Source organism: Ignatzschineria sp. PL_is040 (assembly GCF_055813795.1).
The window spans coordinates 503,899-529,381 of the sequence record NZ_JBVPGU010000001.1; the positions used below are offsets into that span (position 1 = coordinate 503,899).

27 protein-coding genes, 2 tRNA genes and 1 riboswitch are annotated in these 25,483 nt (G+C 41.1%); of the genes, 8 read left to right on the forward strand and 21 right to left on the reverse strand.

Annotated elements, in window-relative coordinates:
- Nucleotides 1-146: 146 nt before the first annotated feature.
- The 4 genes from AC0SAP_RS02060 (at nucleotide 147) to AC0SAP_RS02075 (ending at nucleotide 3,063) form a co-directional block, all read left to right on the forward strand.
- Nucleotides 147-842, forward strand: a complete 696-nt coding sequence (locus AC0SAP_RS02060) for a response regulator (RefSeq protein WP_473382659.1) — start codon at nucleotides 147-149, stop codon at nucleotides 840-842.
- A 239-nt stretch (nucleotides 843-1,081) separates the two neighbouring features.
- Nucleotides 1,082-2,398, forward strand: a complete 1,317-nt coding sequence (gene phoR / locus AC0SAP_RS02065) for a phosphate regulon sensor histidine kinase PhoR (protein WP_473382661.1) — start codon at nucleotides 1,082-1,084, stop codon at nucleotides 2,396-2,398.
- Between the two features lie 234 nt (nucleotides 2,399-2,632).
- Nucleotides 2,633-2,800, forward strand: coding sequence for a hypothetical protein (locus AC0SAP_RS02070; protein ID WP_473382663.1), 168 nt, complete (start codon nucleotides 2,633-2,635; stop codon nucleotides 2,798-2,800).
- A 107-nt stretch (nucleotides 2,801-2,907) separates the two neighbouring features.
- Nucleotides 2,908-3,063 (forward strand): hypothetical protein, encoded by a 156-nt coding sequence (locus AC0SAP_RS02075; RefSeq protein WP_473382665.1) that lies wholly within the window; start codon nucleotides 2,908-2,910, stop codon nucleotides 3,061-3,063.
- Between the two features lie 124 nt (nucleotides 3,064-3,187).
- Here AC0SAP_RS02075 and AC0SAP_RS02080 read toward each other — a convergent pair whose 3' ends face one another.
- The 12 genes from AC0SAP_RS02080 to panB form a co-directional block, all read right to left on the reverse strand.
- The gene (locus tag AC0SAP_RS02080; protein ID WP_286479623.1) at nucleotides 3,188-3,841 is read right to left on the reverse strand and encodes a 7-cyano-7-deazaguanine/7-aminomethyl-7-deazaguanine transporter; all 654 of its coding nucleotides are present in this window, start codon (nucleotides 3,839-3,841) and stop codon (nucleotides 3,188-3,190) included.
- A 5-nt stretch (nucleotides 3,842-3,846) separates the two neighbouring features.
- A riboswitch (PreQ1 riboswitch) is annotated at nucleotides 3,847-3,891 on the reverse strand.
- A gap of 155 nt (nucleotides 3,892-4,046) precedes the next feature.
- A complete protein-coding gene (locus AC0SAP_RS02085) occupies nucleotides 4,047-4,574 on the reverse strand; it encodes a hypothetical protein (protein WP_473382666.1) in 528 nt (175 codons plus the stop codon).
- Nucleotides 4,575-4,918: 344 nt separating this feature from the next.
- Nucleotides 4,919-5,650, reverse strand: coding sequence for a phosphate signaling complex protein PhoU (gene phoU / locus AC0SAP_RS02090; RefSeq protein ID WP_109235599.1), 732 nt, complete (start codon nucleotides 5,648-5,650; stop codon nucleotides 4,919-4,921).
- A 137-nt stretch (nucleotides 5,651-5,787) separates the two neighbouring features.
- Nucleotides 5,788-6,624 carry a phosphate ABC transporter ATP-binding protein PstB gene (gene pstB, locus AC0SAP_RS02095; RefSeq protein ID WP_286479632.1) on the reverse strand — a complete coding sequence of 279 codons (837 nt, stop codon included), beginning with the start codon at nucleotides 6,622-6,624 and terminating at the stop codon, nucleotides 5,788-5,790.
- A gap of 202 nt (nucleotides 6,625-6,826) precedes the next feature.
- Complete coding sequence (gene pstA / locus AC0SAP_RS02100) at nucleotides 6,827-7,732, reverse strand: phosphate ABC transporter permease PstA (protein ID WP_473382989.1); 906 nt, start codon at nucleotides 7,730-7,732, stop codon at nucleotides 6,827-6,829.
- Between the two features lie 61 nt (nucleotides 7,733-7,793).
- The gene (gene pstC / locus AC0SAP_RS02105; protein WP_473382668.1) at nucleotides 7,794-8,729 is read right to left on the reverse strand and encodes a phosphate ABC transporter permease PstC; all 936 of its coding nucleotides are present in this window, start codon (nucleotides 8,727-8,729) and stop codon (nucleotides 7,794-7,796) included.
- A 206-nt stretch (nucleotides 8,730-8,935) separates the two neighbouring features.
- The gene (pstS, locus tag AC0SAP_RS02110; protein ID WP_473382670.1) at nucleotides 8,936-9,976 is read right to left on the reverse strand and encodes a phosphate ABC transporter substrate-binding protein PstS; all 1,041 of its coding nucleotides are present in this window, start codon (nucleotides 9,974-9,976) and stop codon (nucleotides 8,936-8,938) included.
- Between the two features lie 145 nt (nucleotides 9,977-10,121).
- Entirely contained in the window at nucleotides 10,122-10,259 is a 138-nt protein-coding gene (locus tag AC0SAP_RS02115) for a hypothetical protein (protein WP_473382671.1), read from the reverse strand.
- 22 nt (nucleotides 10,260-10,281) lie between these two features.
- Nucleotides 10,282-10,440 carry a hypothetical protein gene (locus tag AC0SAP_RS02120; RefSeq protein WP_473382673.1) on the reverse strand — a complete coding sequence of 53 codons (159 nt, stop codon included), beginning with the start codon at nucleotides 10,438-10,440 and terminating at the stop codon, nucleotides 10,282-10,284.
- A gap of 38 nt (nucleotides 10,441-10,478) precedes the next feature.
- Nucleotides 10,479-10,643: a hypothetical protein gene (locus AC0SAP_RS02125; RefSeq protein WP_473382674.1), complete on the reverse strand. Its 165-nt coding sequence runs from the start codon at nucleotides 10,641-10,643 to the stop codon at nucleotides 10,479-10,481.
- A 269-nt stretch (nucleotides 10,644-10,912) separates the two neighbouring features.
- Entirely contained in the window at nucleotides 10,913-11,761 is an 849-nt protein-coding gene (gene panC, locus AC0SAP_RS02130) for a pantoate--beta-alanine ligase (protein ID WP_473382675.1), read from the reverse strand.
- 55 nt (nucleotides 11,762-11,816) lie between these two features.
- Nucleotides 11,817-12,626, reverse strand: a complete 810-nt coding sequence (gene panB, locus AC0SAP_RS02135) for a 3-methyl-2-oxobutanoate hydroxymethyltransferase (protein ID WP_473382677.1) — start codon at nucleotides 12,624-12,626, stop codon at nucleotides 11,817-11,819.
- A gap of 334 nt (nucleotides 12,627-12,960) precedes the next feature.
- Here panB and mnmM point away from each other — a divergent pair, with 334 nt between their 5' ends.
- Together mnmM and AC0SAP_RS02145 are read left to right on the forward strand one after the other, a co-directional pair.
- A complete protein-coding gene (gene mnmM, locus AC0SAP_RS02140) occupies nucleotides 12,961-13,566 on the forward strand; it encodes a tRNA 5-(aminomethyl)-2-thiouridylate-methyltransferase MnmM (protein ID WP_473382678.1) in 606 nt (201 codons plus the stop codon).
- Between the two features lie 11 nt (nucleotides 13,567-13,577).
- Nucleotides 13,578-14,789, forward strand: a complete 1,212-nt coding sequence (locus tag AC0SAP_RS02145) for a hypothetical protein (RefSeq protein WP_473382680.1) — start codon at nucleotides 13,578-13,580, stop codon at nucleotides 14,787-14,789.
- Between the two features lie 238 nt (nucleotides 14,790-15,027).
- On the opposite strand, the gene AC0SAP_RS02150 is transcribed toward AC0SAP_RS02145, so the two are convergent.
- The 8 genes from AC0SAP_RS02150 to AC0SAP_RS02185 form a co-directional block, all read right to left on the reverse strand.
- Nucleotides 15,028-16,446 (reverse strand): FAD-dependent oxidoreductase, encoded by a 1,419-nt coding sequence (locus AC0SAP_RS02150; RefSeq protein ID WP_473382681.1) that lies wholly within the window; start codon nucleotides 16,444-16,446, stop codon nucleotides 15,028-15,030.
- A 466-nt stretch (nucleotides 16,447-16,912) separates the two neighbouring features.
- On the reverse strand, nucleotides 16,913-17,842 hold the full coding sequence (locus tag AC0SAP_RS02155; RefSeq protein ID WP_473382682.1) for a MetQ/NlpA family ABC transporter substrate-binding protein: 930 nt from the start codon (nucleotides 17,840-17,842) through the stop codon (nucleotides 16,913-16,915).
- 260 nt (nucleotides 17,843-18,102) lie between these two features.
- On the reverse strand, nucleotides 18,103-18,726 hold the full coding sequence (locus tag AC0SAP_RS02160; RefSeq protein ID WP_473382684.1) for a metallophosphoesterase family protein: 624 nt from the start codon (nucleotides 18,724-18,726) through the stop codon (nucleotides 18,103-18,105).
- Between the two features lie 28 nt (nucleotides 18,727-18,754).
- Nucleotides 18,755-19,303 carry a lipocalin family protein gene (locus AC0SAP_RS02165; protein WP_473382686.1) on the reverse strand — a complete coding sequence of 183 codons (549 nt, stop codon included), beginning with the start codon at nucleotides 19,301-19,303 and terminating at the stop codon, nucleotides 18,755-18,757.
- Between the two features lie 361 nt (nucleotides 19,304-19,664).
- Complete coding sequence (locus AC0SAP_RS02170) at nucleotides 19,665-20,159, reverse strand: DUF2335 domain-containing protein (RefSeq protein WP_286479685.1); 495 nt, start codon at nucleotides 20,157-20,159, stop codon at nucleotides 19,665-19,667.
- 44 nt (nucleotides 20,160-20,203) lie between these two features.
- Nucleotides 20,204-20,392, reverse strand: a complete 189-nt coding sequence (locus AC0SAP_RS02175; RefSeq protein WP_109201448.1) for a hypothetical protein — start codon at nucleotides 20,390-20,392, stop codon at nucleotides 20,204-20,206.
- 539 nt (nucleotides 20,393-20,931) lie between these two features.
- Nucleotides 20,932-21,008 (reverse strand) — tRNA-Ile (locus AC0SAP_RS02180).
- A gap of 43 nt (nucleotides 21,009-21,051) precedes the next feature.
- Nucleotides 21,052-21,128 (reverse strand) — tRNA-Met (locus AC0SAP_RS02185).
- 340 nt (nucleotides 21,129-21,468) lie between these two features.
- On the opposite strand from AC0SAP_RS02185, the gene AC0SAP_RS02190 reads away from it, so the two are divergent.
- Nucleotides 21,469-22,251 (forward strand): restriction endonuclease, encoded by a 783-nt coding sequence (locus AC0SAP_RS02190; RefSeq protein WP_473382688.1) that lies wholly within the window; start codon nucleotides 21,469-21,471, stop codon nucleotides 22,249-22,251.
- Between the two features lie 205 nt (nucleotides 22,252-22,456).
- Here the strand turns inward: AC0SAP_RS02190 and AC0SAP_RS02195 are convergent, their stop codons facing one another.
- Nucleotides 22,457-23,035, reverse strand: a complete 579-nt coding sequence (locus AC0SAP_RS02195; protein ID WP_473382689.1) for a HutD/Ves family protein — start codon at nucleotides 23,033-23,035, stop codon at nucleotides 22,457-22,459.
- Between the two features lie 400 nt (nucleotides 23,036-23,435).
- Between AC0SAP_RS02195 and glmS the strand changes: the two genes are divergently transcribed.
- Nucleotides 23,436-25,289: a glutamine--fructose-6-phosphate transaminase (isomerizing) gene (gene glmS / locus AC0SAP_RS02200; protein ID WP_473382691.1), complete on the forward strand. Its 1,854-nt coding sequence runs from the start codon at nucleotides 23,436-23,438 to the stop codon at nucleotides 25,287-25,289.
- Nucleotides 25,290-25,483 lie beyond the last annotated feature (194 nt).

A 25,483-nucleotide genomic window follows, 5' to 3' on the forward strand; every position in this document is an offset into this window, starting at 1 on the left:
ACATAGTTGTCATAATCGCTCCTTAAAATAGAAATCTGCTAATAAAAGAGGCAACATACCAATCGCCCTTGACCTTAATATCAAGCGTCGATGGGATCGATAACTCATTTCAATAGTGTAAAAAATAGTGGTAGATATTGGTCAATATGAAAAAGATTCTTATCGTTGAAGACGAAATTCCTATATCAGAGATGATCGAACACTTTCTCTCAAGTCAAGGATTTGAGGTTATTCAAGCATTTGATGGCAATGAGGCGAAAGAGATTTTAGCGCAAAACCCTAAAATTGATCTGATTTTGCTCGATTGGATGATGCCACAAAAATCGGGAATCGATCTGCTTAAGGAGCTCAAAGCGAGCCGTAAAAATCGTCATATTCCTGTCATTATGTTAAGCGCACGAGCAGAATTAGAGGATCGTGTTGTTGGACTCGATTCGGGCGCTGATGATTATCTGCCTAAACCCTTTGCGATGAAGGAGCTACTCTCCCGCATCAACTCCCTCCTTCGCCGAATTGATGAGTATGTGGAGGAGGAGAATGAAATTCGCGAGGTAGCCGGTATTGAGCTCGATCTCGATGCACAACGAATTACCATTAATAGCGAATTGATCAATCTTAGTGCTATTGAGTTTCGTCTCTTAGCCTTCTTTATTACCCATATTGATCGTGTCTATAGTCGCGATCAGCTTCTCGATCATGTCTGGGGGATCGATAGCTATGTGGATGAGCGTACCGTTGATGTCACTATTGGGCGCCTTCGTAAAATATTAGAGCCTACAGGCCATAATAAATTACTCCAAACGGTTCGTGGTGAAGGTTATCGCTTCTCGCCTCACGCTTAGTGCCGCTTTAAATGGAAGCGAGTGCGATAAAGCAAGAATTGATAATGCGAGGATGTGAACGATCGAGTCCAAGATCATGCTGATAAATTTTAGTAGTAGAAGTCTCTACCCATCCGTTATGATGATCTTATCGATCTCTCTTATCGGCCTCTCTTCGGACTTGAGATTGACCGATGATACTCTCAATCTTTTATCATACTCACCGATATTTAGTTAAGTTGATTTAGGAGCCTTAAATAATGTTAGGTCACCTCTCCCCTAAGCAGTTTCTCTTAGAGTTATTTTTACTCTATCTCCCGGCGATCATGCTCTCTTTCTTCTTTGGCTCTCTCTTTCTCTGGCTCTTTATCGCAACACTTCTGCTCCTGCTTTGGCACTATCGGCAACTCTACCGGCTCTCCCGTTGGATCTGGATCGATCACAACTTCTACCCTCCTGAAGGCAAAAGTAGTTGGCTCCCGATCTTCCACGGCCTTCATCGTATGCGCATTGAGCAGCGAAAAGAGCGAAACCGACTCCTCGATTTTATTCGTTACTTTCGAAAAGGGGCGGAGGCGATGCCGGATGCCACAATCTTATGTGATAAAGAGGGTCGTTTAAATTGGTGTAATCCTCAAGCAGAAGCGATGCTCAAATTACGCTGGCCACAAGATGAGCGTCAATCGATCTTCAATCTGATTCGAACGCCTGAAATTGTGGAGTATTTCAAAGCGGGAAATTATGAAGAGCCCTTTCTTCTACAGCTCGATCAACGTGAACTCGAATGTCGCTTCTATTATCCCTATATTGAGAACAACCTGCTGATTATTGCTCGAGATGTGACCGATCGAGAGGTTGCTGAACGAACACGTCAAACCTTCTTTGCAAATGTTAATCATGAATTACGAGTCCCCTTGACGGTGATTAAAGGGTATGTCGAAATGTTGCAGAGTAATTTACCTGAGTCAGAGCATGAAAGCTTCGAAGCTAAGGCGCTTGATCGTATTGAGGAGCAAGCTGAAAGACTTCATGCTTTAGTGATTCAACTGATGGCATTAACACGCCTTGAGACTGGTGCAAAATGGGATCGTGTCGAAATTGTTCCCCTCTCTCAATTAGCAGAGGAGATGCTCGATGATTACTATCAGCAACATCCGCAATCTCGAGATTATATTACCGCCGAAATCACCCCAAACTTAACTGTTCTCGGCAGTCAGGATCAACTTAAGCAGGTGGTTCTCAATCTCTTTTACAATGCCATTGAACATAATCCTCCCCAAACGCCGATCCATCTTCTACTAACAAAGGTAGATAATGGTAGTGAACAAGGCGAGATTCTCTTTCAGCTCTCTGATCAAGGAAAAGGAATTCCCCCGACACATCTTCATAAATTGACAGAGCGCTTCTATCGGGTCGATTCTTCTCGCAACCGCGAACAATCAGGTGGCAGTGGTTTAGGTTTAGCAATTGTGAAACACGCCCTCAATAATCATGAGAGTCAGCTAGAGATTAGCAGTGAAGTTGGGAAAGGAAGTCGTTTCTCTTTTCGCCTTAAAGCTCACGTATCAGAAATGTAAGAGGCGATTCTCAGCAATGTTAGTCTTACAACAATAAAGGCTGATGAGATGCCGGATTTCACTCTTGCATACTTCCAGAAATTACGCGCCGGCACGGGGCATCGAAGATACCAACCTGCGGGCATGAAGTGGTGAAAAGAGCGAGATGGTAAACTCCCGCCGCTCAACAGATTTTCTTATGGATTGAATTAATTAAACAACAGAAACTGATGAGCTGCCGGAGATCACCACTGCATGCTTCCAAAAGCCACGTGCCGGCAGATCGCAACCTTATTACTCACAAGAAACATCAACTTTAAAGATATTATTCCCGGCATCGAAGATGCCGACCTGCGGGCATGCAGTGGTAATAAGAGCGAGATGGTAAACTCCCGCCGCTCAACAGATTTTCTTATGGATTGAATCAATTAAACAACAGAAGCTAATGAGTTGCCGAAGATCACTATCGCGTATTTCCATCAATTCCGCGCCGGCAAATAATGATCTCCTATCATCAGCTATTTTTCGAAATGAAAAAAGCTAAACGGTGCCGGTCCTCACTATCACGTTCTTCCAGAGATTACACGCCGGCAATGGGCATCGAAGATGCCGACCTGCGGGCATGCAGTGGTGAAAAGAGCGAGATGGTTCTCTCCCGCCGCTCAACAGATTTTCTTGTGGATTAAATCAATTAAACAACAGAAGCTGATGAGTTGCCGGAGGTCACTTCTGCATACCTCCAAAAACCACGTGCCGGCATGAATCGTAATCTGATCGATTCATCACCGGCACACTATTACCCTGCTCTATCTATTTACTCTTAAGAGAAGCTAATTTTCTTAAAAGATAGTTGAGTAATATTCCATAGAGCGGGAGGAAGAAGATTGCTGAGATAACGATCTTAAAAAAGTAATCCACCATAGCGATTTCTGGCCAATTTTCTGCCATGAAATCATCATCACTCTGATAAAACGCAATACTAAAGAAGACTAGGGTATCGATTAAATTCCCCACAACAGCCGCGGCACTCGGTGCAACCCACCAACGCTGATTTTGACGTAGATAGTTAAAAACAGTGATATCGATCAACTGCCCAACGAGATATGCTGAGAAACTCGCAAGTGCAATACGCGCAACAAAGAGATTGAAGGTTGCTAACGATTCCCAACCGACCCATAAACCTTTAAAGAAGAGAACAGAGAGAAGATAAGAGATCATCAATGCCGGAATCATCACAACAAAGATAATCCTCCGCGCTAATGATGCCCCAAAAATCCGTATCGTCAAATCGGTGGTCAAAAAGATAAAGGGAAATGTAAATGCTCCCCAAGTGGTATGAAAGCCGAAGATCGTAAAGGGTAACTGCACAAGGTAGTTACTTGAGGCAATAATCAGAATATGAAAAAAGGAGAGTATATAGAGCGCCCGCTGCCGCTGCTCTGGCGTAAAGTTGTATTGAATCATCGATTAATTCCTTAGTTTTTTTATGTGGGAGGATTGCGAACCACGAATGAAAGGCGATCATTCTAACGGATTTACGCCGAACAGCAACTATTAATTGCAAGTGTGGGGAGAGATCTAATCTCTAATCACCCACCATTAATAGTATCTTCTAACAACGCCATAGCGCTTTAATGAAGACTTAATGAAGACTAAGTCGATCAGCCAATCAATTATCGATCTCAAAAAGATCGGCAAATTTCTCAACATCGAGATATTTAGCATACTCTTCAATACTCTCAAGCACACTCTCATCCTCTAATAGAGAGAGCATTGCGATCTCTCCTAATGCACTAAAACCGACTTCCATCCCCTCTTCAACTTGATCTGTCACCACTAACATTGCTAAAGCAATTTTACAATCTTGAGTAACAAGACGCTCATAAAGACGTGCAACGCGCTGATTCATCAAGCGTCGATCTGCCGGAGTAATCGCCGAATAGGCCACTAAATAAGGATGGGAAGAGATCGCCGAATAGACCCATTGAGCCAACTCTACCCGATCAACATCAGAAGTACGCTCTATAAGGCAATTTTTAAAGTTATCAATGGGGACTGATTGAGCAGAAGCGATCGGAGAAAAGAGTGAAAGCCCTGCTACTAAGAGTAAAGCACCTGTACAGAAAAGAGATTTTTTAAATGATGTAATAGTTTGAAAAGAGAGAGACATCGATACTCCTAAATGATTTGCCGGCATCAGATCTCATGATCAAAGCTGAAGCGATATGATCAATTGACAAGAGATAGCAAGAATATAAAAGATAAATATAAGAAAAATATAAGGGTAAATATAAAGGTTTGAATAGTAGATTAATAATAGATATCAATGCCCTATTATTTGCTAACCGCTTCCCTTTGTCACTGAAATAGTGACATAAAAATGATCTCGATAGTGATCGAACAATATTCAAACAGAGATTCTATAACGATATAGGTAAACGGTAAAAGAAGGCGGTAAAAGCGAACAATAAAAAAGGATCAGTTCATATTTTAAACTGATCCTCCATCGAGTTCTTAATCACAAAGCCCTTATAGCAAGGGTTAAAGTGCTTTGCGATCTCGCTGATCAAGAAGCTCCTGTAATCGCTCATTCTTCTGTACACGAATATCTACCCCTTTGACGAAGTAGATAATAAATTCGCAGATATTTTGGCATCGATCCCCTATTCGCTCTAAAGAACGCGCACAATTCATCGCCTTTAAGATAGAAGGGATAGAGCGAGGATCTTCCATCATATAGGTCATCAACTGACGAATAATATTCTCATATTCACTATCGATCTTATCATCCTCTGGATAGATCGATAAGACTGCCTCAAGATCCATACGTGCAAAGGCATCTAATACCTTTTCAAAGAAGTTAAGGCTCCGAATCGCTAGAGATTCTAAAGAGACCGTAATTGCATCAAGATGCTCCGGTGCCGGCGTAATATAGGCCATTTTAGCAATGTTTCGGGCAGTATCGGCGATGCGCTCAAGCTCGGCGATTGTCTTAATAATCACAATTAGAAGACGAAGATCGCTCGCTGTCGGTTGTCGCTTTGCAATAATCATAATACAGAGCTCATTGATCTCAACTTCTAGCTCATTGATCACCTCATCTCGCTCAATAATGGCATGTGCTAATGCCTCATCACGTTGACTCATCGCTTTAATCGAATCACGAATCTGACGCTCTGTTAAACCGCCCATCTCCAATACTTTACTCATCGAGCGCTCAAGCTCAGCATTAAATTGTGCTGAGATATGGCTCGTAAAATCTAACTTCTTCATGCGTCCGCTTCCCTTCTCAAATTAAGTTCCTACTCAAATCCCGTATATAAATCCCATACATAAATCTCGTTCTCAACGCTCATCATTAGCGCTCTACGATTGATGCTGATATTCATGCTGATATTCATGCTTTACCATTAACCGTAGCGACCCGTAATATAATCTTCTGTCTGTTTATGATTCGGTTTTGTAAAGATCGTATCCGTATCATCAAATTCGATCAGATCGCCGAGATACATAAATGCCGTCTTATCGGAACAGCGCGCCGCCTGTTGCATATTGTGGGTCACCATCACGATGGTGTAATCCTCTTTTAGCTCAAAGATCAACTCTTCAATCTTCCCTGTTGAGATGGGGTCAAGTGCAGAACAGGGCTCATCCATTAGAAGAATCTCCGGGCGAATAGCAATTGCACGCGCGATACTCAATCGTTGCTGCTGCCCGCCGGAGAGATTAGTGCCATGTTCATGCAGCTTATCCTTAGTCTCCGACCAGAGTGCCGCTTTTGTTAAGGCCCACTCTACCCGAGCATCCATATCTGCTCTTGAGAGATTTTCAAAGAGTTTAACGCCAAAGGCGATATTGTCATAGATCGACATTGGAAAAGGAGTGGGCTTTTGAAACACCATGCCAACATTGGCACGAAGGAGAGCGACATCTTGCTTGGAGGTTAAGATATTCTCGCCATTGATTAAGATCTCCCCTTCAGCGCGCTGCTCGGGATAGAGTTCAAACATCTTATTAAAGGTTCGAAGCAGTGTTGATTTACCACAACCAGATGGGCCGATAAAAGCCGTTACCTGATTTTCGGGAATATCGAGTGTAATATCGTGAAGTGCGTGAAATTTATGATAATAAAAGTTTAAATTTCTAACACTAATTTTTGCCGGGCGCTCCTCTTTAACGGGAGGTTTAACCGCCGCTGCCGCAAATGCATCATGAGAATCGACATTCTGTTTAGCTTCTAAATTCATTCTATCTTCCTACATCTATTAAGAGATTCGCTCACCTTAAGCATGATTAGATGCCCTATTTGGCGCTTATTTTCAAACCTCATGAGTTCTCTACTAAAGGTCGAGCGATTATATCGAGCGATTATACCGAGTATAAGTTCGCTATTATAAATTCATTATGTAACAGGAGTGTAACAATGCACTCAATCTACTTTCTGCCCCACTAATCACGATTATTAGATTTAAAGAAGATCCGCACAATGATATTGAGTGCTAAGATCGCCATCGTGATAAAGAAGACCCCTGCCCATGCTAATGCTTGAAGATTACTATCTGGCGTCATCGCAAAGTTATAGATCGTAACCGGTAAACTCGCCATCGGCTCCATAAGGTCGGTACTCCAGAACTGATTCGAAAGCGTCGTAAAGAGGAGCGGCGCTGTCTCACCCGAGATACGCGCAACCGCTAAAAGAATCCCCGTCATAATGCCTGAAAGTGATGATTTTAGGGTAATTCGCAGAATAATCTTCCACTTAGGTGTTCCTAAAGCATAAGCCGCTTCTCGCAAAGTATGAGGTATCAGGAGTAGCATATTCTCTGTTGTCCGAATCACAATCGGGATCTGAATCAATGCTAAAGCGATAATCCCGGCAATCGCAGAGTAATGCCCCATCCGCACAACGACAACAGTATAGACAAAGAGTCCGATCACAATAGAGGGTGCCGAGAGGAGAATATCATTGATAAAGCGAATAACAGAAGCGAGCTTGCCATTACTATTATATTCAGCCAGATAGATCCCCGCTAAAATCCCCAATGGTGTACCGATCACCGTTGCCCAGAGAATTAGAATGCCACTTCCTACAATCGCATTGAGTAATCCGCCCCCTTCACTATTGGGCGGTGGCGTCATCTCGGTGAAAAATTGTAATGAGATTCCCCCCATTCCTTTCGTTGCTGTTGTCCATAAGATCCAGATTAACCAGAAAAGCCCAAAAGCCATTGCAACTAAAGAGAGTCCAATCGCAAATTGATTGATCACTTTTCGGCGTTGCTGCTTCTTCACACGTGAAAGATGGGTCATTTGGCGCCCATGGTGTTGATCTTGCGATACCCTATTCTTTTCCATATCTCCGCTATTTCCACTATTCTCTCTGCTATTCTCTCTACTACTATTTATAACGTTCATCTTATGCACGCTCCTGCTTCATAAATATTTTTGAGATCGCCAATACGATAAAGGTAATAATAAAGAGGAGAAGCCCTAACTCCATTAACGCTGCCGTATGAAGCTCACTCGATGCTTCGGCAAACTCATTAGCTAACGATGAGGTGATACTATTGCCGGGAGCAAAGAGGGAGAAGCTATCAAATTGATAGGTATTACCGATCACAAAGGTCACCGCCATTGTCTCTCCTAGTGCGCGCCCTAACCCTAACATGACACCCCCAAAAACCCCTTTTTTCGTATAGGGAAGAATCACTTTCCAGATCACCTCCCATGTCGTTGCTCCTAAGCCATAAGCGGACTCCTTCATAATACGAGGCGTTCGCTCAAAGACATCGCGCATCACTGAAGCGATATACGGGATAATCATAATGGCAAGAATAATGCCGGCTGTTAAAATACCGATTCCAAAAGCGGGGCCTTTAAAGATCTCATCGAGAAAAGGAATCCCTTTACTAAAAGATTCGAGTGGTTTTTGGAAATATTTTGCAAAAAGGGGTGCAAAAACAAAGAGTCCCCACATCCCATAGACAATACTGGGAATAGCCGCGAGAAGCTCTACAGCAACCCCGACTGGGCGACGCAACCAAGGGGGCGCTAGCTCTGTTAAAAATATTGCAATCCCAAAGCTGACCGGTACGGCAATCACTAGCGCAATAATGGAGGTAATGATTGTACCGTAGATCGGGACTAAGGCACCAAATTGATCCATCGGCGCATCCCACTCCTTCGTCCAAAGGAACTTGAGCCCAAACTCCTTAATACTTGGCATAGATGCAATAATAAGGGAGAGCATAATCCCGGTTAAAAGGATCAGAACAAAGATCGCTGCAGCACGAACGCTGAAAGCAAAAAGCTGATCTGGCAGAGCCGATTGTGGTTTTTTAATACTTTTCATTCAATCTCTTCTTTCACTATCTCGATGACTCGATTTTTAGATTTTTTAAGCTTTTAAATTTTTTGGATATGGAAAACCCAACCGAAGTCTCTTCTCATCGATTGGGTATTCTATTATCGCTTAAGATCAATACTTTTTAATATTCTCACCATTCTTATCTCATTCTTATCATCTATATAGAGATATGGTAACTTCTATCTGCTGATCTATTTGATGATAAGCTCATTTTTTAAAGTCGTATCGATAATTTTCACTACATTTTCAGGAAGTGGCGCATAGTCTAATCCGATAACGATCTCTTGACCTTGCTTGCCATAACCCCAGTTGAAGAAATTAACGATCTCTTTTGCAACTTCAGGCTTATTCTGCTCTTTATGGAGAAGGATAAAGGTCGTTGCTGCTAAAGGCCATGCATTTTTACCTGGCTTATCAGTGAGATCTTGTACAAAGGATTCATTCCACTTCACCTCTTTTGCCGCAGCACTGAAGGAGTCGATACCTGGACTAACAATTTCACCATCTTTTGAGATCAACTTGGTATAGCTTAAGTTATTCTGCTTTGCATAAGCATACTCAACATAGCCAATTGAACCTTCGATACGCTGAACAAATGCGGTAACACCATCATTCCCTTTACCACCAATTCCCACAGGCCAGTTCACTGTTGAACCACTTCCTACCTGATCTTTCCAAGCATCATTCACCTTTGCAAGATAGCCGGTGAAGATAAAGGAGGTTCCTGAACCATCTGCACGACGGACAACAGAGATATCTTGATTAGGAAGTTTAAGATTAGGGTTTAACTTTGCAATCGCTTCATCATTCCACTTAGTGATTTTACCAAGATAGATATCCCCTAATGTCTCACCATCTAATACGAGTTCATTCGTTTTGATTCCATCAACATTGATTGCAAGAACAACACCACCGATCACGGTTGGGAATTGGATTAAACCTTTCTCAGCTAACTGCTCTTCTGATAGAGGTGCATCCGTTGCCCCAAAATCCACGGTGCCAGCATCGATCTGTTTAACACCAGCGGAAGAACCGATCGATTGATAGTTGATTCGATTGCCCGTCTCTTTCGCATACTCAGCGGCCCATTTCGCATAGACAGGTGCCGGGAAAGAAGCGCCTGCGCCTGTTACAGTGATGGGATCTTTTGCCATAGCACCTGTAGTAGTGATAGCAACACCCAATGCAACTGCTGCGGTCAATTTAGCGATACTGCTCTTTACTGTTTTCATTATAAAAACTCTCCTAAGTGTACAAAATTAAAAGTTTATGATTTAAGGAGACGGGGGTCTGTCTGATTGATACATTCTCCCGCGACTGAAAACAGTATACAAAGCGTATGTGACAACAATGTAACAAAGAAAAAATGTCGTAATCTCAACAATTGAAATCATCTTGCCAGCACCCTCTGCCGGCACGCGATTTATGGAAGCATGCAGTATCGGCAATAGGAGATTGCCAATTTGCCGGCGCGTGGTTTTTGGAAGCATGCAGTGGTAATCTCCGGCAACTCATCAGCTTCTGTAGTTTAATCGATTCAATCCATAAGAGAATCTGTTGAGCCGCGGGAGTTTACCATCTCGCTCTTTTTGCCTCTGCATGCCCGCAGGTTGGCACCTTTGATGCCCATTGCCGGCGTGTAATCTTTGGAAGAGCGCGACAATGAGGACCGGCAGCGTTCAGCCTCTTTTTTCAATCAATGATTCTTAAGATGATTCGTTGAAAAGCGGGAGCTTACCATCTCGCTCTTTTTCCCACCGCATGCCCGCAGGTTGGCATCTTTGATGCCTTAATGCCGGGAATAATATCTTTAAAGTGATGTTTCTTATGAGTAATGAGGTTGCTATCTGCCGGCATACGATTTATGGAAGCATGCAGTGGTGATCTCCGGCAACTCATCAGCTTCTGTTGTTTAATCGATTCAATCTATAAGAAAATCTGTTGAACGGCGGGAGTTTACCATCTCGCTCTTTTTCCCTCTGCATGCCCGCAAATCGGCATCTTCAATGCCGATTGCCGGCGTGTAATCTTTGGAAGAGCGCGACAGTGAGGACCGGCAGCGTTCAGCCTCTTTTTTACCTCTTTTCTAATATAGTCATTAGTAATAATCGACAAAAAAGGAGATGGATCACATCTCCTTTCTCAACTTAAACGTGAATTAATCAAATTTAATAGTTGATCTCGATATTATCTAAAAGCCTTGTTTTACCACATTTTGCAGCTACTAAGACTACAAGATGTTGGTCTTTCTGAGTGGCTAACTGTAGCGTCTTTTGCTCCCGAATCGAGAGATAATCCACAACAAAGCCTTCCCGCTCTAAAATAGTGCGTGCTTCATCTTCGTATGAATGGTAATTTTCAGGACGCGATGCCGGATCAAGTGCTAATAGATTCTCCTTCAATACCTTTAGTACTTCAGAAATTTTTGTCGCTTGCTGACGCTCTTCATCACTTAAATAGCCATTACGACTTGAAAGCGCTAAACCACTCTCTTCTCGTTCAATATCCACCGGAATAATCTTAATATCAAAATTGAGTGCCGCCACAAGCGCTTCGATCACTTTAAGCTGTTGGTAATCTTTCTTACCAAAACAAGCATAAGTGGGAGTAACAATATTGAAAAACTTTGTCACTACCGTTGCAACTCCTTCAAAGTGGCCGGGACGATCACGCCCACAAAGCTCACCGATAAGCGATTTAGGTGGCACCACTAAAAATGGCGCATCTTCCCCATACAATATCTCTTCTGTTGGAAGAAAGAGCGCCGAAACACCAGCAGCTTCCAACTTTTCCATATCCGCTTCTATCGTTCGCGGATAACTATCGAGATCTTCTCCCTCACCAAATTGCAGTGGATTGACAAAGATCGAGACAATCACATTCTCACAACGTCGTTTCGCCTCTGCTACTAAAGAGAGGTGCCCGGCATGCAAGTTACCCATTGTTGGTACAAATGCAACCTCATCATGCGCTTTTCGCCATTGACGTACTTCTGCCACACTTTTTAAAACTTTCACTATCTATCTCCCCCAATTTATTGAAGACTTTTATCATAATAAAAAATTCAAACCGTTAGAAAAGATGCTCTTTTCCTGGGAATACTCCCGTTTTTACCTCAGTCACATAATTCTTAAAAGCACCCTCAATCGATGGATCTCCTTTCTCGGCACTACTCGCTAAGAAGTTTTTGACAAAACGAGGCGCAACCTCTCCTCTGACACCGAGCATATCGTGCATCACTAAGACCTGCCCATCCGTTAAAGCGCCGGCACCAATACCGATCACAGGAATATCGAGTGCGATAGAGAGAGCTTCTCCCACCTCTTCAGGAACACACTCGACAACCATCAATTGTGCCCCGGCACTTTGATGCGCTCTAGCATCTTCAATCAACTGCGCCGCCACTTGCAAATCTCGCCCTTGAACACGATAACCGCCGGTTAAATGTACCGATTGCGGTAAAAGCCCTACATGACCACAGACAGGGATTCCTCTAGCAGTTAAGAAGGCCGTCATCTTTGCCATGCCCGCACCTCCTTCGAGCTTAACCATCTCTGCCCCTGCTTTCATCAATGCTGAAGCTGCACGAAATGCCTCCTCACAACTGCCTTCATACGATCCAAAAGGGAGATCAACCACGATAAATGCATCAGGATGACTCCGCACAATATTTTCCGTATGGTAGATCATCTCTTCCAATGTAACCGGCAGTGTCGAACCATGTCCCTGCACTACCATTCCTAATGAATCTCCAACGAGGATGGCATCAACACCCGCATCCTTCATCTCTTTAGCAAAACCCGCTTCATAACAGGTTAACATTGCAATTTTTTCTGATGCTGCTTTCATCCGCAACAGATCGGTTATTCTTCTCTTCGCCATTACTTATCGCTCCTCTTTTTAATTCTCCAAGCGTCCATCAATTAACTCAGATACAAACTTATCATATCAACCTCGATCTAGATCTATATCTAGATCAAGGTCGTCCAAATAGATATATACAAATAGATATATACAATAGATCAATAAACAATAGATCTATAAATCCTCTATAAGAGTAATCTTTTTAGCTTGCTTTATCTGCTCAATAACAGCCCATAAACATGGTATGATACTCCTATTTGTTAGCGATTTTAATTAACATTGTCTGACTCTTATAAAGGTCATCCATATTTATCAATCTTCATCAACAGCCGTGTAGGCAGATTATATCTCTATGAAGCGTTATCAATTTTTAACTTCTATCCATCCCATTATCGACCGTTATATTGAGCGTTTTATAATGCCGGAGAGTACTGTCATTGACGCAACATTAGGCAATGGGCAAGATACCCTCAAAATATCTGAACGATTAGGGCCCAAAGGTCGTCTCTACAGTTTCGATATTCAAAAAGAAGCGATTGAGCGAAGCCGGCAATTACTCGAAAAAGCAGATATTAATCTCCCCAAAATAACGTTAATCCACGATAGCCATATTCACTTTGAGCGCTATCTTGAACCCCAAGAGAGAGTCGATTTTATTATCTACAATCTCGGCTATCTTCCTCGAGGTGATAAATCGATCACAACCGTGGCAGATTCAACCCTGCAAAGTGTTAAAATTGGGCTCTCACTCCTCAAACCTTATGGCGTGATGGTGATCGCCGTCTATCATGGACATGAGGCAGGAAAAGAGGAGCGAGATCAATTAGCACAATATCTTTCAACTTTGGATCAACGACAATATCATGTCTTTTGCCAGCAATTTATCAATCAGAAAAATAATCCTCCCTTTCTCTATCTAATAGAGAGAGCCTACAACTCTGCTGACGCAATGGAATAATTGAAGATTCTATGAATGATCGCACCCTCTTTATCATCGCCCTACTCATCGCCCTATTTTTACATACCGGCATCGGCTATCTGATGCTCCATGATGAGCAAAATCGTATTGAACTCTATCAACAAGAGGGGCTACTTGCGGTGACACTGATTCCAACAAATGAGGTTGAAGCACCGGCAGATCAAACCAGCGATAAAGAGATCAATGAAGAGATCGATGAAGAGCAGATAGCACCAAAAACAGTAGAAGCCACCACAATCGAGGAAAGTAGTGATGAGATGGCGTTAGAAGAAGAGAGTGAGGATACTCAAAAAGAGGATGAACCTTCAGAGGCAGATTTAGAGGAGAACTTAGAAGAGGACTTAGAGGAAGAAGCTACTGACGAACCGCTGCCCTATCAACGTAATACATCTGAGGATGACGAATATCTGCAAGATGATATTTTACCCCCAAGAGAAAAGGGAGATTATCGCCGTATCATTACAACAGAGGAGAATCCTTACCAAAAGTTAGTAGATGATGCAATTGCCCTTTTAGAAGAGACACCATTTCTCGATAAAAACTGGGAAGAGAGTGAAGATGATAGCGATCAACCGAACTACTATTCACCTCAATTTATCGATCTTCTTAAACAATATAACCCACAAAACTTTAAGGAGAACGATATAGCGGTAGATGATGCCGTTAATGACTCACGCGATGAAATAGAAGATGAAATAAAAGATGATATTCTTAATGAGATGCTTGATGAGAGCAATGATGAAGTTGTAGAGATTGATGAAGTTCTTGAAGAGATGCAAAAAGCAGAATCGACACCCCTTATCGTCCACTACCTCGATTCTCCCGATAGTGAACCGATACCGATCGAAGAGGAGAAGCAGACAGATGAAGAGAAGATAGAAAAAGCAGAAGTGAGAGCTTATCGCAATATCTATAATGCTGCTGAGAGCCACATTCGTAGATTGGAGTACAATGTCTCTCTCAAGTCGACCCAATGTTATGACCGCTATATCAAAGGGCAAAATCGCCAATATCGTGTAGCGCTTATTATCTATGAAAACCCTTTACGAACAGGCATCTATAAGAGTAGCGGCAATGATCAGCTCGATCGCTGTATTGTGGAGATGACCAATCAATTTATTCAGATCCCGGCAGAGATGGAGCGCATTCGTAAACATGCGCCAAGAAGAGGGGATGCCTATCTACTCAATGCAAGTTTCTAGCAGAGCTTAGCATGGAGTTTCGACAAAAAACCCAACGGCTTACTATCTTAGCGATAGAGAAACCGTTGGGTTTACTATTTTTAGCGAACTCAATAGAACTGCATTATTCTGCCAATATCTATCAATCTCAACTAACCTCAACTGATTTCAATTAATTGAAATGTATAGATGTATAGAGATCAATAGATGAAGTTATAGCAGATAGAACAGATCTATACCGATAGACCTATACCGATAATTATGAGAAACGCTTAATGCTGTATGGCGTTGGATCGATAATCGGTGTTCTACCCATAATAAGATCAGCCGTAAGTTCACCTGCTGCTGGGCTTTCACTCATCCCCCAACCTGTTGCCGTATTGATCACAAGACCTGGATATTTTTCAACTTCAGAGATAATGGGTGAACCATCTGCTGTTGGTGCAATGCATGCGCCCCAACGCTCGATCACTTTAGAATCTGCAAATTGTGGGAACTCTGCCTTCATACGATCAAATACACCATCAAGATGTTCGTTGTTAGGCGTTGCAGAGGCAACACGATACTCTTCAAATGGTGTTACTTCATCCATGCTCCATGATGTTTTCATAGTGAATGAGTTGTAGAGATCACTTCCTAATTTAAACTCTAATGGAAGATCTTCTCCACCTAAGAGATGCATAAATTTAGGACCTAAGAGGAAGCTATCTTTAGTGATAGAACTTGTAAAGATACGCGGTGCAACCGCATAAGTCCCATCAGATTGTTCACGGAAATGGATACCATTTGGAAGATGGACGTTACCTCTTGGTGCGCCTTCTGCTCCTTCTACCACCTGTTGTGAGAGATAGACATTGAGCGTAGGAAGATCAACACCCATATTCCCCATAAAGAGACGCGCCCAGAAACCATTCGCTAATACAACAAGATTGGTTTTAATTGCCCCTTTTTCAGTGACAACTTCTGTGATCTTGCCACCTTCAGTCTCAATACCGCGGGCTGCACAATTGGTAAAGATCTTCACACCGATACGTTTTGCATACTCTGCTAAAACCGTTGTACCGCGCTCTGGATCAACACTTCCGGCATCTTCTTCAAAACCTGCAATTTCCCAAGCTGTTTGAGCATTAGGAAGACGATCTGCTAACTCTTTACCTTGGATGATACGGGTCTTTAAAGGTGTATCAAATCCTGGATTTTGTGAGTTAAGTGCAATCCACTCTTGAACAGTTGCAAGCTCTTCTGGCGTGATAATCGCCTCTACACGGCCTTGCGTACGATAGGAAGTATCTGCCCCGATGCGAGCATTCATCTCGCGCCACAATTTTTTACCATAGTGATGAAGTGGGAAGATCTCCGGCGCTGTTTTATAGCTGATAATTTGGCTATAAGCACGTCCTGATTGTTCCCCTGCAACTTCACCCTTCTCAACAATTGTCACGCTCATACCACGCTCACGCATGTTGATCGCACTCATAATTCCTTGAATACCCGCACCGATAATCACCACATCCGACTCTTTCGGTAAAGGACCCTCAGTTCCCGCAACATATGGTGCGCGAGAAGTTGTTGAAATTAAGGTCCCCTCTCTACGAATCATGGGGGTTACAGCTGCACCAGCCCCTAAAACGCCGACAGCACCAGCACCTAGAAGAAATTTTCTACGTGAAATACTCATATAAAAACTCCACTTCAAATAATTATGTTAAAACACCTAAAAATTTATAAGCGCGTATCTTATCACGAGAAAATTTTATTGATCATGATCAATTTTTAGCAACTATTCTAAAGTGATAACTTTTTTCAATGAAGAGAGATCTATTTTTATCTCCCTGAAAATATTTCACAAAAAAACAGAATATTTTTTATAAGATTAGACATCTCACAAAAAACAGCCCTAAAAGTATCAGTATTATCAAGCAATTAGATGGTTAATAAAAATATTACCTTTTTAGAAAAAAGAGACATTTAAGTGTCACTATCATTTTAATTAAGCACCATTACCTACTCAAATCCTTAAAAAAGGACTCCCTCTTTTCTTAAAGATAAAAAGGGGGATTGATCAACAAATATTCACACTTAGTTAAAAAATGACTCATTTTAAACTTAATTTATCGCGATCATTTAAGAAAGAAAATGAATCTCTAACCTTCAGGCCAGATAAACCAGCCGGCAATTTCAGGATCAGTTTCAATAAAGTGGCGCATCTTATCCGATTTAAATGCCGCTTTTAGATCATCAATCCAGGGTGCATTTTGATCCTCCTTCCTCACTGTAACCATCAGTTCAAGATCAGGAAGAAAGGTCTCATGAGCTAATGCGTATTCGGGCCCTATTCCCCCTAATAGTGCAACACCACCCGGCATCACACCATAATCGATCTCCTCGAGAAGACGAGGAATTAAGGCAGAATCCACCTCTGTAAATTGTAAGTTTTTACTATTTTTGGTGATATCTCTAGCCGTCACAATCGCCAAATCAACTTGAGGATCTAACTCAATCCAACCGATCTTCTGCAATAAGGCATAAGAACGTGCCGCATTCGAGGGATCATTCGGCACTAAAATAGAAGCGCCCTCTTCTACCGTATCTAACGATTTCTGCCGAGTAGAATAGATAAATGCCGGGATTGAAGGCGTATGCACAACAGAGACAAGATCTGCCTCTGTTTCTCGATTATAGACATCGAGATAAGCCTGATGTTGAGCGGTATGAAAATCGATTCCCCCTTCAACTAAAGCGCTATTTGCATCCCGTAATGCACCAAAATTACGAAAAACAACCTCATATCCTTTCGCTTCTAACTCCGGCTTGACAACCTTTTCTACTAAAATATTGTGCGCACTGGGCGGCATTCCAACTCGTAAAACTTTATGATCTGCATCTGAGGAATCACCACAGGCGGCTAGAATACCCCCTAAAAGAAAGAGTCCGGCTACTTTTACACCCTTTTCCAATTTTTGGCGAAAAGAGTTTTCCCCTCCCCTTGATTCAAAGGGATGATTAGCGCTCTTTCCCCTCATATTGCCGGCAGCCACTATCCTAGCGCCACTTATTACACTCTCTCGCTCCATTATGCTCTCCTTTCTCTGCATCACTAAAATTTTGCATAGCCAATAAAAGACCACACTCAAAACTAAACATATAAGATTTGTAAACAAAATAAAGGTATCATGCTTTTTACCAAAAGAGAAGCGGATAAAGAAAAAGCAATCTATTGCCTTCTTATCCTATTGCTTTCTTGCCTTTTGACCTTCTTGTTCTATTTACTTATGAATTACTTATCAATCACTTGTCAATTGCTTAACAATTGCTTAATAATTGATTTTGGGATCTACATAACATCGAGGCTCTTCTTAGAGCGATAGTAGGTAATACGACTATATTGAGGACGTTTAGGCGCATGATCACCACCGGAGTTATAGATCTTAATGCCATAACGGACAAAAATCGGTAGAAGTGGACGATGTGCATGCCCACACAATAGTAATTGCCCTCTAAATTGAGGGAGCTCTCGCGCTAATCGTTTACTACCAACATCTTTTCCTTTCTTTCGATGAAACGCTGTCAGCGTTCCTTTAGGCGGATAGTGATGCAAAACGATATCGCAATCATAATATGGGCTAAAATCACGGCAATCTTCAGGGATTGAGGCTATTTTCAACCCTAAAATAGCGTGAATATCACCATCTCCATAAGGTAGATCTCTCATCCAATCAATCGATCCTTTGACATAATCATGATTACCACTACAGATAATTACCGGCGTTTCTCGCTCTGCCAGCCATCGTTTAAGATATCGAATCTGTTTCTTACCAGAATCATTAGCACGCTCATCGAGAAGATCTCCCGTTAAGCAGATTAGATCAAATTGATCCTCCACTTTAGCAATCCAGCGATAGAGCTTCTTCTGATAGTGCAGATCAGTCACATGTAATATCTCTAACTTTTTTCCCATGCATTATTTTCCATCTATCATCTATTATCTATTGCTGGTCGCCCACACTATTTTGGGTATAGATAATATTATCGAGCTGATATCCCATCGCTTTTGCACTATTGAGATAATCCTTAATAACCTCTGCCGGCAAAGTAGGTGTCCGAGAGAGGAGCCAGAGATATTTTCGATCAGGATCTCCCACTAAAGAGATCTGATAATCAGGGTCGATTCTTAAAACCCAATAATCTCCTTTTGTAAAAGGAATCCAACGAAGATAACGGGGAAGAAATGAGACTTTCAATTCGCTGCCACTGCTATTTTCTAAGGTCGCAAAACCCGTTGCAACATCCATCTTACCATCAGCCACCCGGCAACGATTCACAACAGCAATCCCCTCCCCTTCACGATGATATTGAGCCGCAATATCACCCACACACTTCTCTTGAAAAAAGTTAGGCAAACGCGCAATCTCATACCACTGCCCAAGATATCGTTGACTATCAAAATCAGTGACTGCTTTCACATCACTTGCAGATACCATCTGCCCCAAAGTGACAAAGCCACCCAATACAAGACTCAATAATAATTTTCTCATGTTAGCTCTCTTCTCTCTTTAATTAGATCACGCCTTCTATATGGCTAAATTAAAGTATCTTACCTTGTTGCCAGAAATAATGACAAAAATAACTAATGGTATAAACAATGAAAGTTGGAGAGATAAATAGGGAGCAGAGAATGCTGTATATAGCTTACAATTCCAAGCTATTGGCGATCTAATAAAGGGCTTAGATTTAGACATTTAGGCATTTAGGCAATAAGAAAAGCCCACTAAAAAGTAGGCTTTGTGTTGGTGGTGACCCGTCCTAAATAACGTTGACAAATTTATAAATCAGAACAGTAGCTGTTTATCCGCATAACAATGTCTTGAGAACGATTTTAAGAACAAAGTTTAAATTTTATTTTTCTTTTTTAGAAAATTTACCAAAGTAACTAGATACGATAGGAGCTACACCAAAGCCGAGAATTCCATAAGATAAAACATCCCATCCCATATACATTCCAAACAAAGCTGCTATCACTAAAATTATAGATGTAAAAAATCCATATTTTTGAGCATTAAGATCAAACTTCGTTCCTCTCTCTACAATAATAGACTCCATATCTCTACGATGTTTTCCCTGCCGCTCAAATTCCTTAAAAACGGTTTCAGCAGCATCAGGATAGAGTTCGTTAAATCTTTCTAGATGATCAGGATGAGGAAATGGACTATCGTAACTTTCCTGTTTATGTTGAACAGCTATCTGAGTAATAACCTTTGCAGCTTCAGGATTTTCATATATAACTTTCAGCGCATCATCATCTAAAATACCTTGCTTTTGAAGCTCTTGTATTAAATCATTCGTCTGAGAGTTCTTATTATTTTCAGCTTCCTGATGATTTTCTTTTCTCATGCTAAATCTATGGTAATACTACAGTTTATTTATCAAAAAATGTATCACTCTATATTTTTATCAGATATATATTTTTTTGTGACTCTTTCAAAATCTTTAGATATTTCTAAAATATCCTCAGCAGAAGCCTCTTTAAAGGATTTTTGAGTAATTTTTTTATAGTCATAATAGCTAGAGCCTTGTATAAATATACTTGCTACAGATCGCAAAAATCCTTTTTTTTCATATAGCATACTTATGTCCTCCGGCAAATATTAATAATATTCTCCAATCAATGAAGAAATTTGATTATTTAATCTATTGTAGTATAGCTCTATGAAAATAGCGAAAACCTTCAAATAATCAAATTTAGAAAATATCCCTTTTAGGATTACTGACCAGGTTTACATGGTTTGTTACCCATCCAAACATAATAACGTTACTACTAATCACCTTAATTCTACCACCTACCCGTCACATATAACCCTTATCAATGATTTAAATCTTAAGTTATAACGAAGAAAGAACCCACGAATTATTGGGTAATATCCTTCCCAATCAATTTAGAACAGAATCCTTATTAATTTTATGTCTAACTTAACCGCATTCCCGTCAAAAATCCCGTCAAACACAATTTTAGACAATAAAAAAGCCCCGCATACAAGGCTTAACTTATGTCCCCAAAAGGGTAGATTCAAAAATCAAATATTAATGGTACATAAAATGGTATAAAAAAAGGTATAAACTTTTTTTGAAGCAATAAGAAAGCCCACTAAAAAGTGGGCTTTTGTGTTGGTGGACATAGCTAGATTCGAACTAGCGACCCCAGCATTATGAGTGCTGTGCTCTAACCAACTGAGCTATATGTCCTAATTTTTTGTGGTCTTAAAATTGCACTCTAAAACCACTGATTTGGTGGACATAGGTAGATTCGAACTACCGACCCCAGCATTATGAGTGCTGTGCTCTAACCAACTGAGCTATATGTCCTGAACTAGAAAGGAATTCTATATAGTATCACGATATCTGTCAACACTATCTTTATAATTGCGCACTAATTAAACGAGATATTGAAGAAGTTGTAATTTTACATCCCCTACAATCTAGGCATCTATTAGATAGTAGTGATTGAAAACAATCTCCGTATTAAGGCTTCTTCCCTTTTCTTCTTTCAATTTTAATTAAAATTTCTCTTTAAATCTCTTAAAAACCACTTTTTCAAGTCCATTTTTATCTTTTTTGAGATTAATCAGATAACCTTATGGTAGAATAATCTCTCTTAAGCTAGTTTAAATCAAGGTTTGCGCAGAAAAGTAGAAAATTAATAACGATGAAGTGCGCATTTACAATATCAAAATATTTTTTTGGCTATATCACAATGCCATTGATTACCCTTTCGGTTTTAACCCTAATGGGGCTCTCCCTTATTCACTCTGAAAATCATTGGGTTGCTTATCTTGGCGTTCTCTACTTTACGCTTCTTCTGCTAATTCCTATTGTCAGTATCGGTCGCTGGCTCTACCTCTCCGCATCAGAAGCTTTTATGATTACGACCGCTTGGGCCGGATTTCTGCTCTATATTGCGCTCTTTCGCCATGTTAATCCGCTCTATCCAAGTATTATGGCGCTTATCCCTATCATCCCTACATTTAAAGCAATCGGCGATCTTGTTTTACGAATGGGTAGAAAAATTATCTCACTCAATATCTTCCGTCGAGAATATGAGAAAGATCGGCGTACAGCGAGTTATACCTTAGAGGAGATCGATCAGATGGATGGGGAGAAATTTGAACATTATGTTGCTAACCTTCTTCATCTCTATCAATTTAAAAAGATTCGCGTCTCCCCTTATAGTAATGATAAGGGGCTCGATGTCTATGCTGAACATGAGAAGCTCAAATATGGTTTTCAATGTAAAAGATGGAGCCGAAACGTTCCTCTCTCTGCTATTCAAGAGGTCTATACAGCGAAAGATCTCTATGAGCTTGATCGTATTATTGTCATTACCAATAGTGGTTTTACTAAAGCGGCTATTGAGGCAGCGATTAAGCTTGATGTGATCTTAATCGATCGAAAACGACTAGGTGAGATGATTCGCTATCTACAACCATAAAGGTAAAATTCAGCTAGAAAAAAAGCTACAACATCTAAAGATCTTGTAGCTCTAACTTGTTCATATCGATTAATCTTATCGATTAATCTTATTCATTGATAAGAGTTACGCGGTCAGTCTTACATTTTTTAATTAAAACCATTCATAAAAAATCATTCATAAAAACTGCTGCTAAAAACCTTAAAATGAATCCCTTAATACACCACTATTTATACCAAACTTCAGTAATTAACATCGATGTTGTTGGATCGGCACTCTCAAAAACTAGATCAGCGCCATCATGCTTCTTAAACAGAACGGAATCATATTCAGCAAGGTAAACCACTTCTCCTTCAAAAATAAGATTACAACCTTTGAAAACAGTGACTAAAGTGAAGTCACCTTTACGATTGTAGACCTCTTCCTTCTTTAATGTTACGCAAGAAAGCTCATGCTCTACCGCGGCATCACGACTCATCACGTTATAATCTAAAACAGGACCATCGGCACTTAACACTTCCGCATGATCACCACCATCAAAGGTCACAATAGGTCCTTGATAGGAGAGTGTCTGTTTTGTTTCTCCCAATTTGAGCTCGGCACTCTTTCCTGAGAGAACGCTTAAGCTTCTAGAGACGCCTGGATAGTGAGAAAAATGACCTGGGAAGATGATAGCGGCAGCACTCACGCGCCACTCAAAATTACTAAGGTCCGCATTTAATGGCCAAATAACAATTTGACGGGTTGTCCCTAAACCGTTTTTCCAAGGCTCTTCAATAAGTGTGCTGTATTTTATAAGTTCCATAATTTTCTTAAGCTCTCTCAATCTAGATTAAATATCTTCTCATCTTTTGAAAAGGTCTATACATCTAATAGATCTCAATAATAGGGACTTTTCCCCGCTATTGCAAAAGATATCCCGAAGAATATGATTTTACCTTTGCAATCGCTTAAATATTTACCGACCTTAGAACTCTAAAATGCTCTCTTCTAACGTGCTTTCTACGATTTTTGCCTCTGTTTTGCCTCTATTTGGCCCCTCCACTCTCTTCTATCTCTTTTCTAACTCTCTTATAACGGTAAAAAAAGAAGCTACTTTTAAAAATTTTAATTAGAAATTATCCTGCTTTCCCTCTAAAATACGCTCTTTAATAGATATTTATAGATATTTAATACATTAATAACATTTAATAAAAGGGCGAACAATGTGCGGAATTTTTGGAATCATTAGTCAGCAAAAGAATATCCTTCCCACCCTATTAAACGGCTTAGAACAGCTCGAATACCGAGGTTACGATTCTGTCGGTATCGCCTTTTTAGACAAAAATAATTTAAAACGACTCAGGGCTGTAGGTCGTGTTGAAAATCTGCTCCAAGAAGCCTCTCCTTATGAGAGTTCTATCGGCATCGGCCATACTCGCTGGGCAACACACGGGGGCGTCTCCGTGGAAAATGCTCATCCTCATCAATCGAGTCATTTAATGATTGTCCACAATGGGATTATTGATGGTTATGATGAACATAAACAACGCCTTCAAAGTATCGGTTATCACTTTGAGTCAGAGACAGATACGGAAGTATTAGCGCACCTTTTACATGAATCCTCCACAAAACATGATTCGCTCTTAGAAGCAGTAAAGCATGTTATCGCAACTATTAGCGGTAATTATGCATTTTTAGTTTTAGACCAAAACAATCCTAATGAACTGATCGCAACTGCTCAAGGATGCCCCTTAATCATCGGATTAGGAGAAGAGAGCCACTACATCGCCTCCGACATTGCGGCGATAATCTCAGAGACAAATCGTCTGCTCTATTTAGAGAAGGGAGATCTTGCTATCTTACGTGCCGGTGGTGAACCGACGCTCTTCAATTACCAAGGAGAAGCACTCTCTTCTGAGGAGATTACAGATAAAATTAAAATTTCCGATCTCACATTAGAGAAGCTCGATATCGGCACATATCAACACTTTATGCTCAAAGAGATCTTCGAACAGCCAGTCGTCTTGGAAAATACAATGGCGAAAACAATGGCAGATGCAGATCACTCACCTTTCTCCCCAACACTTTTTGGGGAAAAGGCGGTCAAACTCTTCCCTAAAATCCAACGTATCCAGATTCTTGCGTGTGGGACTTCCTACTTTGCGGGCTTAGTCGCAAAATATTGGTTTGAGGAGATTGCCAAAATCCCAACACTTGTAGAGATCTCCAGTGAATATCGTTATCGCACACCGATTGTTGAAGAGAACACTCTAGTGATAACCATCTCTCAATCTGGTGAAACATTAGATACAATCGAAGCGCTGAAACATGCATTAGAGCTCGGCGCAATGAGTTCGCTCTCTATCTGTAATGTCAAAGAGAGCGTACTGCCCCGTATGAGTGATTGCTACTTCTATACCGAAGCAGGAATCGAGGTGGGCGTTGCTTCTACAAAAGCCTTTACAACACAGCTCATGAGCCTCTTTATATTGGCCAATAGTATTGCCATGAGCCAGGGAAAGCTCTCGTCCAAAGAGGCGAAGAATAATCTGCAGATGATGCGAGAATTACCGGCGATGATCATTCAGAGCTTTAATTGCCAAGAACTTGCAAGTCAATGGGGAACACTCTTCTTAGAAGCAACTAGCGCACTCTATTTAGGTCGCGGGATTCATTACCCCATTGCAGCTGAAGGTGCATTGAAGCTTAAAGAGATCAGCTATATTCATGCAGAAGCTTATCCATCAGGAGAGTTGAAGCATGGGCCGCTTGCGCTTGTCGATGATCAGATGCCTATTATCGCTCTTCTCCCAGATGATGCTCTCTTTGAGAAAGTGCGCGCTAATCTCCATGAGGTTTTAGCACGTAAAGGCCAACTCTTTATTATTACCGATAGCAAGGTGCCACTAGATGACCTCAAAGGTGCCCATATTATGCATCTACCTGAAGTGAGTGATCTTCTAAGCCCAATCCTCTTTACCATCCCGATCCAATTAATCGCCTATTATGCGGCACTGCAGCGTGGAGAGGATATCGATAAACCGAGAAATCTCGCTAAATCGCTCACTGTCGAGTAGTTTATCTTTATAATTTAATAAAACGCAGTTGTAAAAAGGCGAAAGCCAGTGAGATTCATGAATCCTCATACTTTCGCCTTTACTGTTAAGTCTCATTAAATCTTAAAGAGTAATTAAACTCGCTCAAACCTAATCAACTCAGATCAAACTCAATCGAGTAAGTTTGGCCGGCATTAGTCGCTCCTAGAGATCGA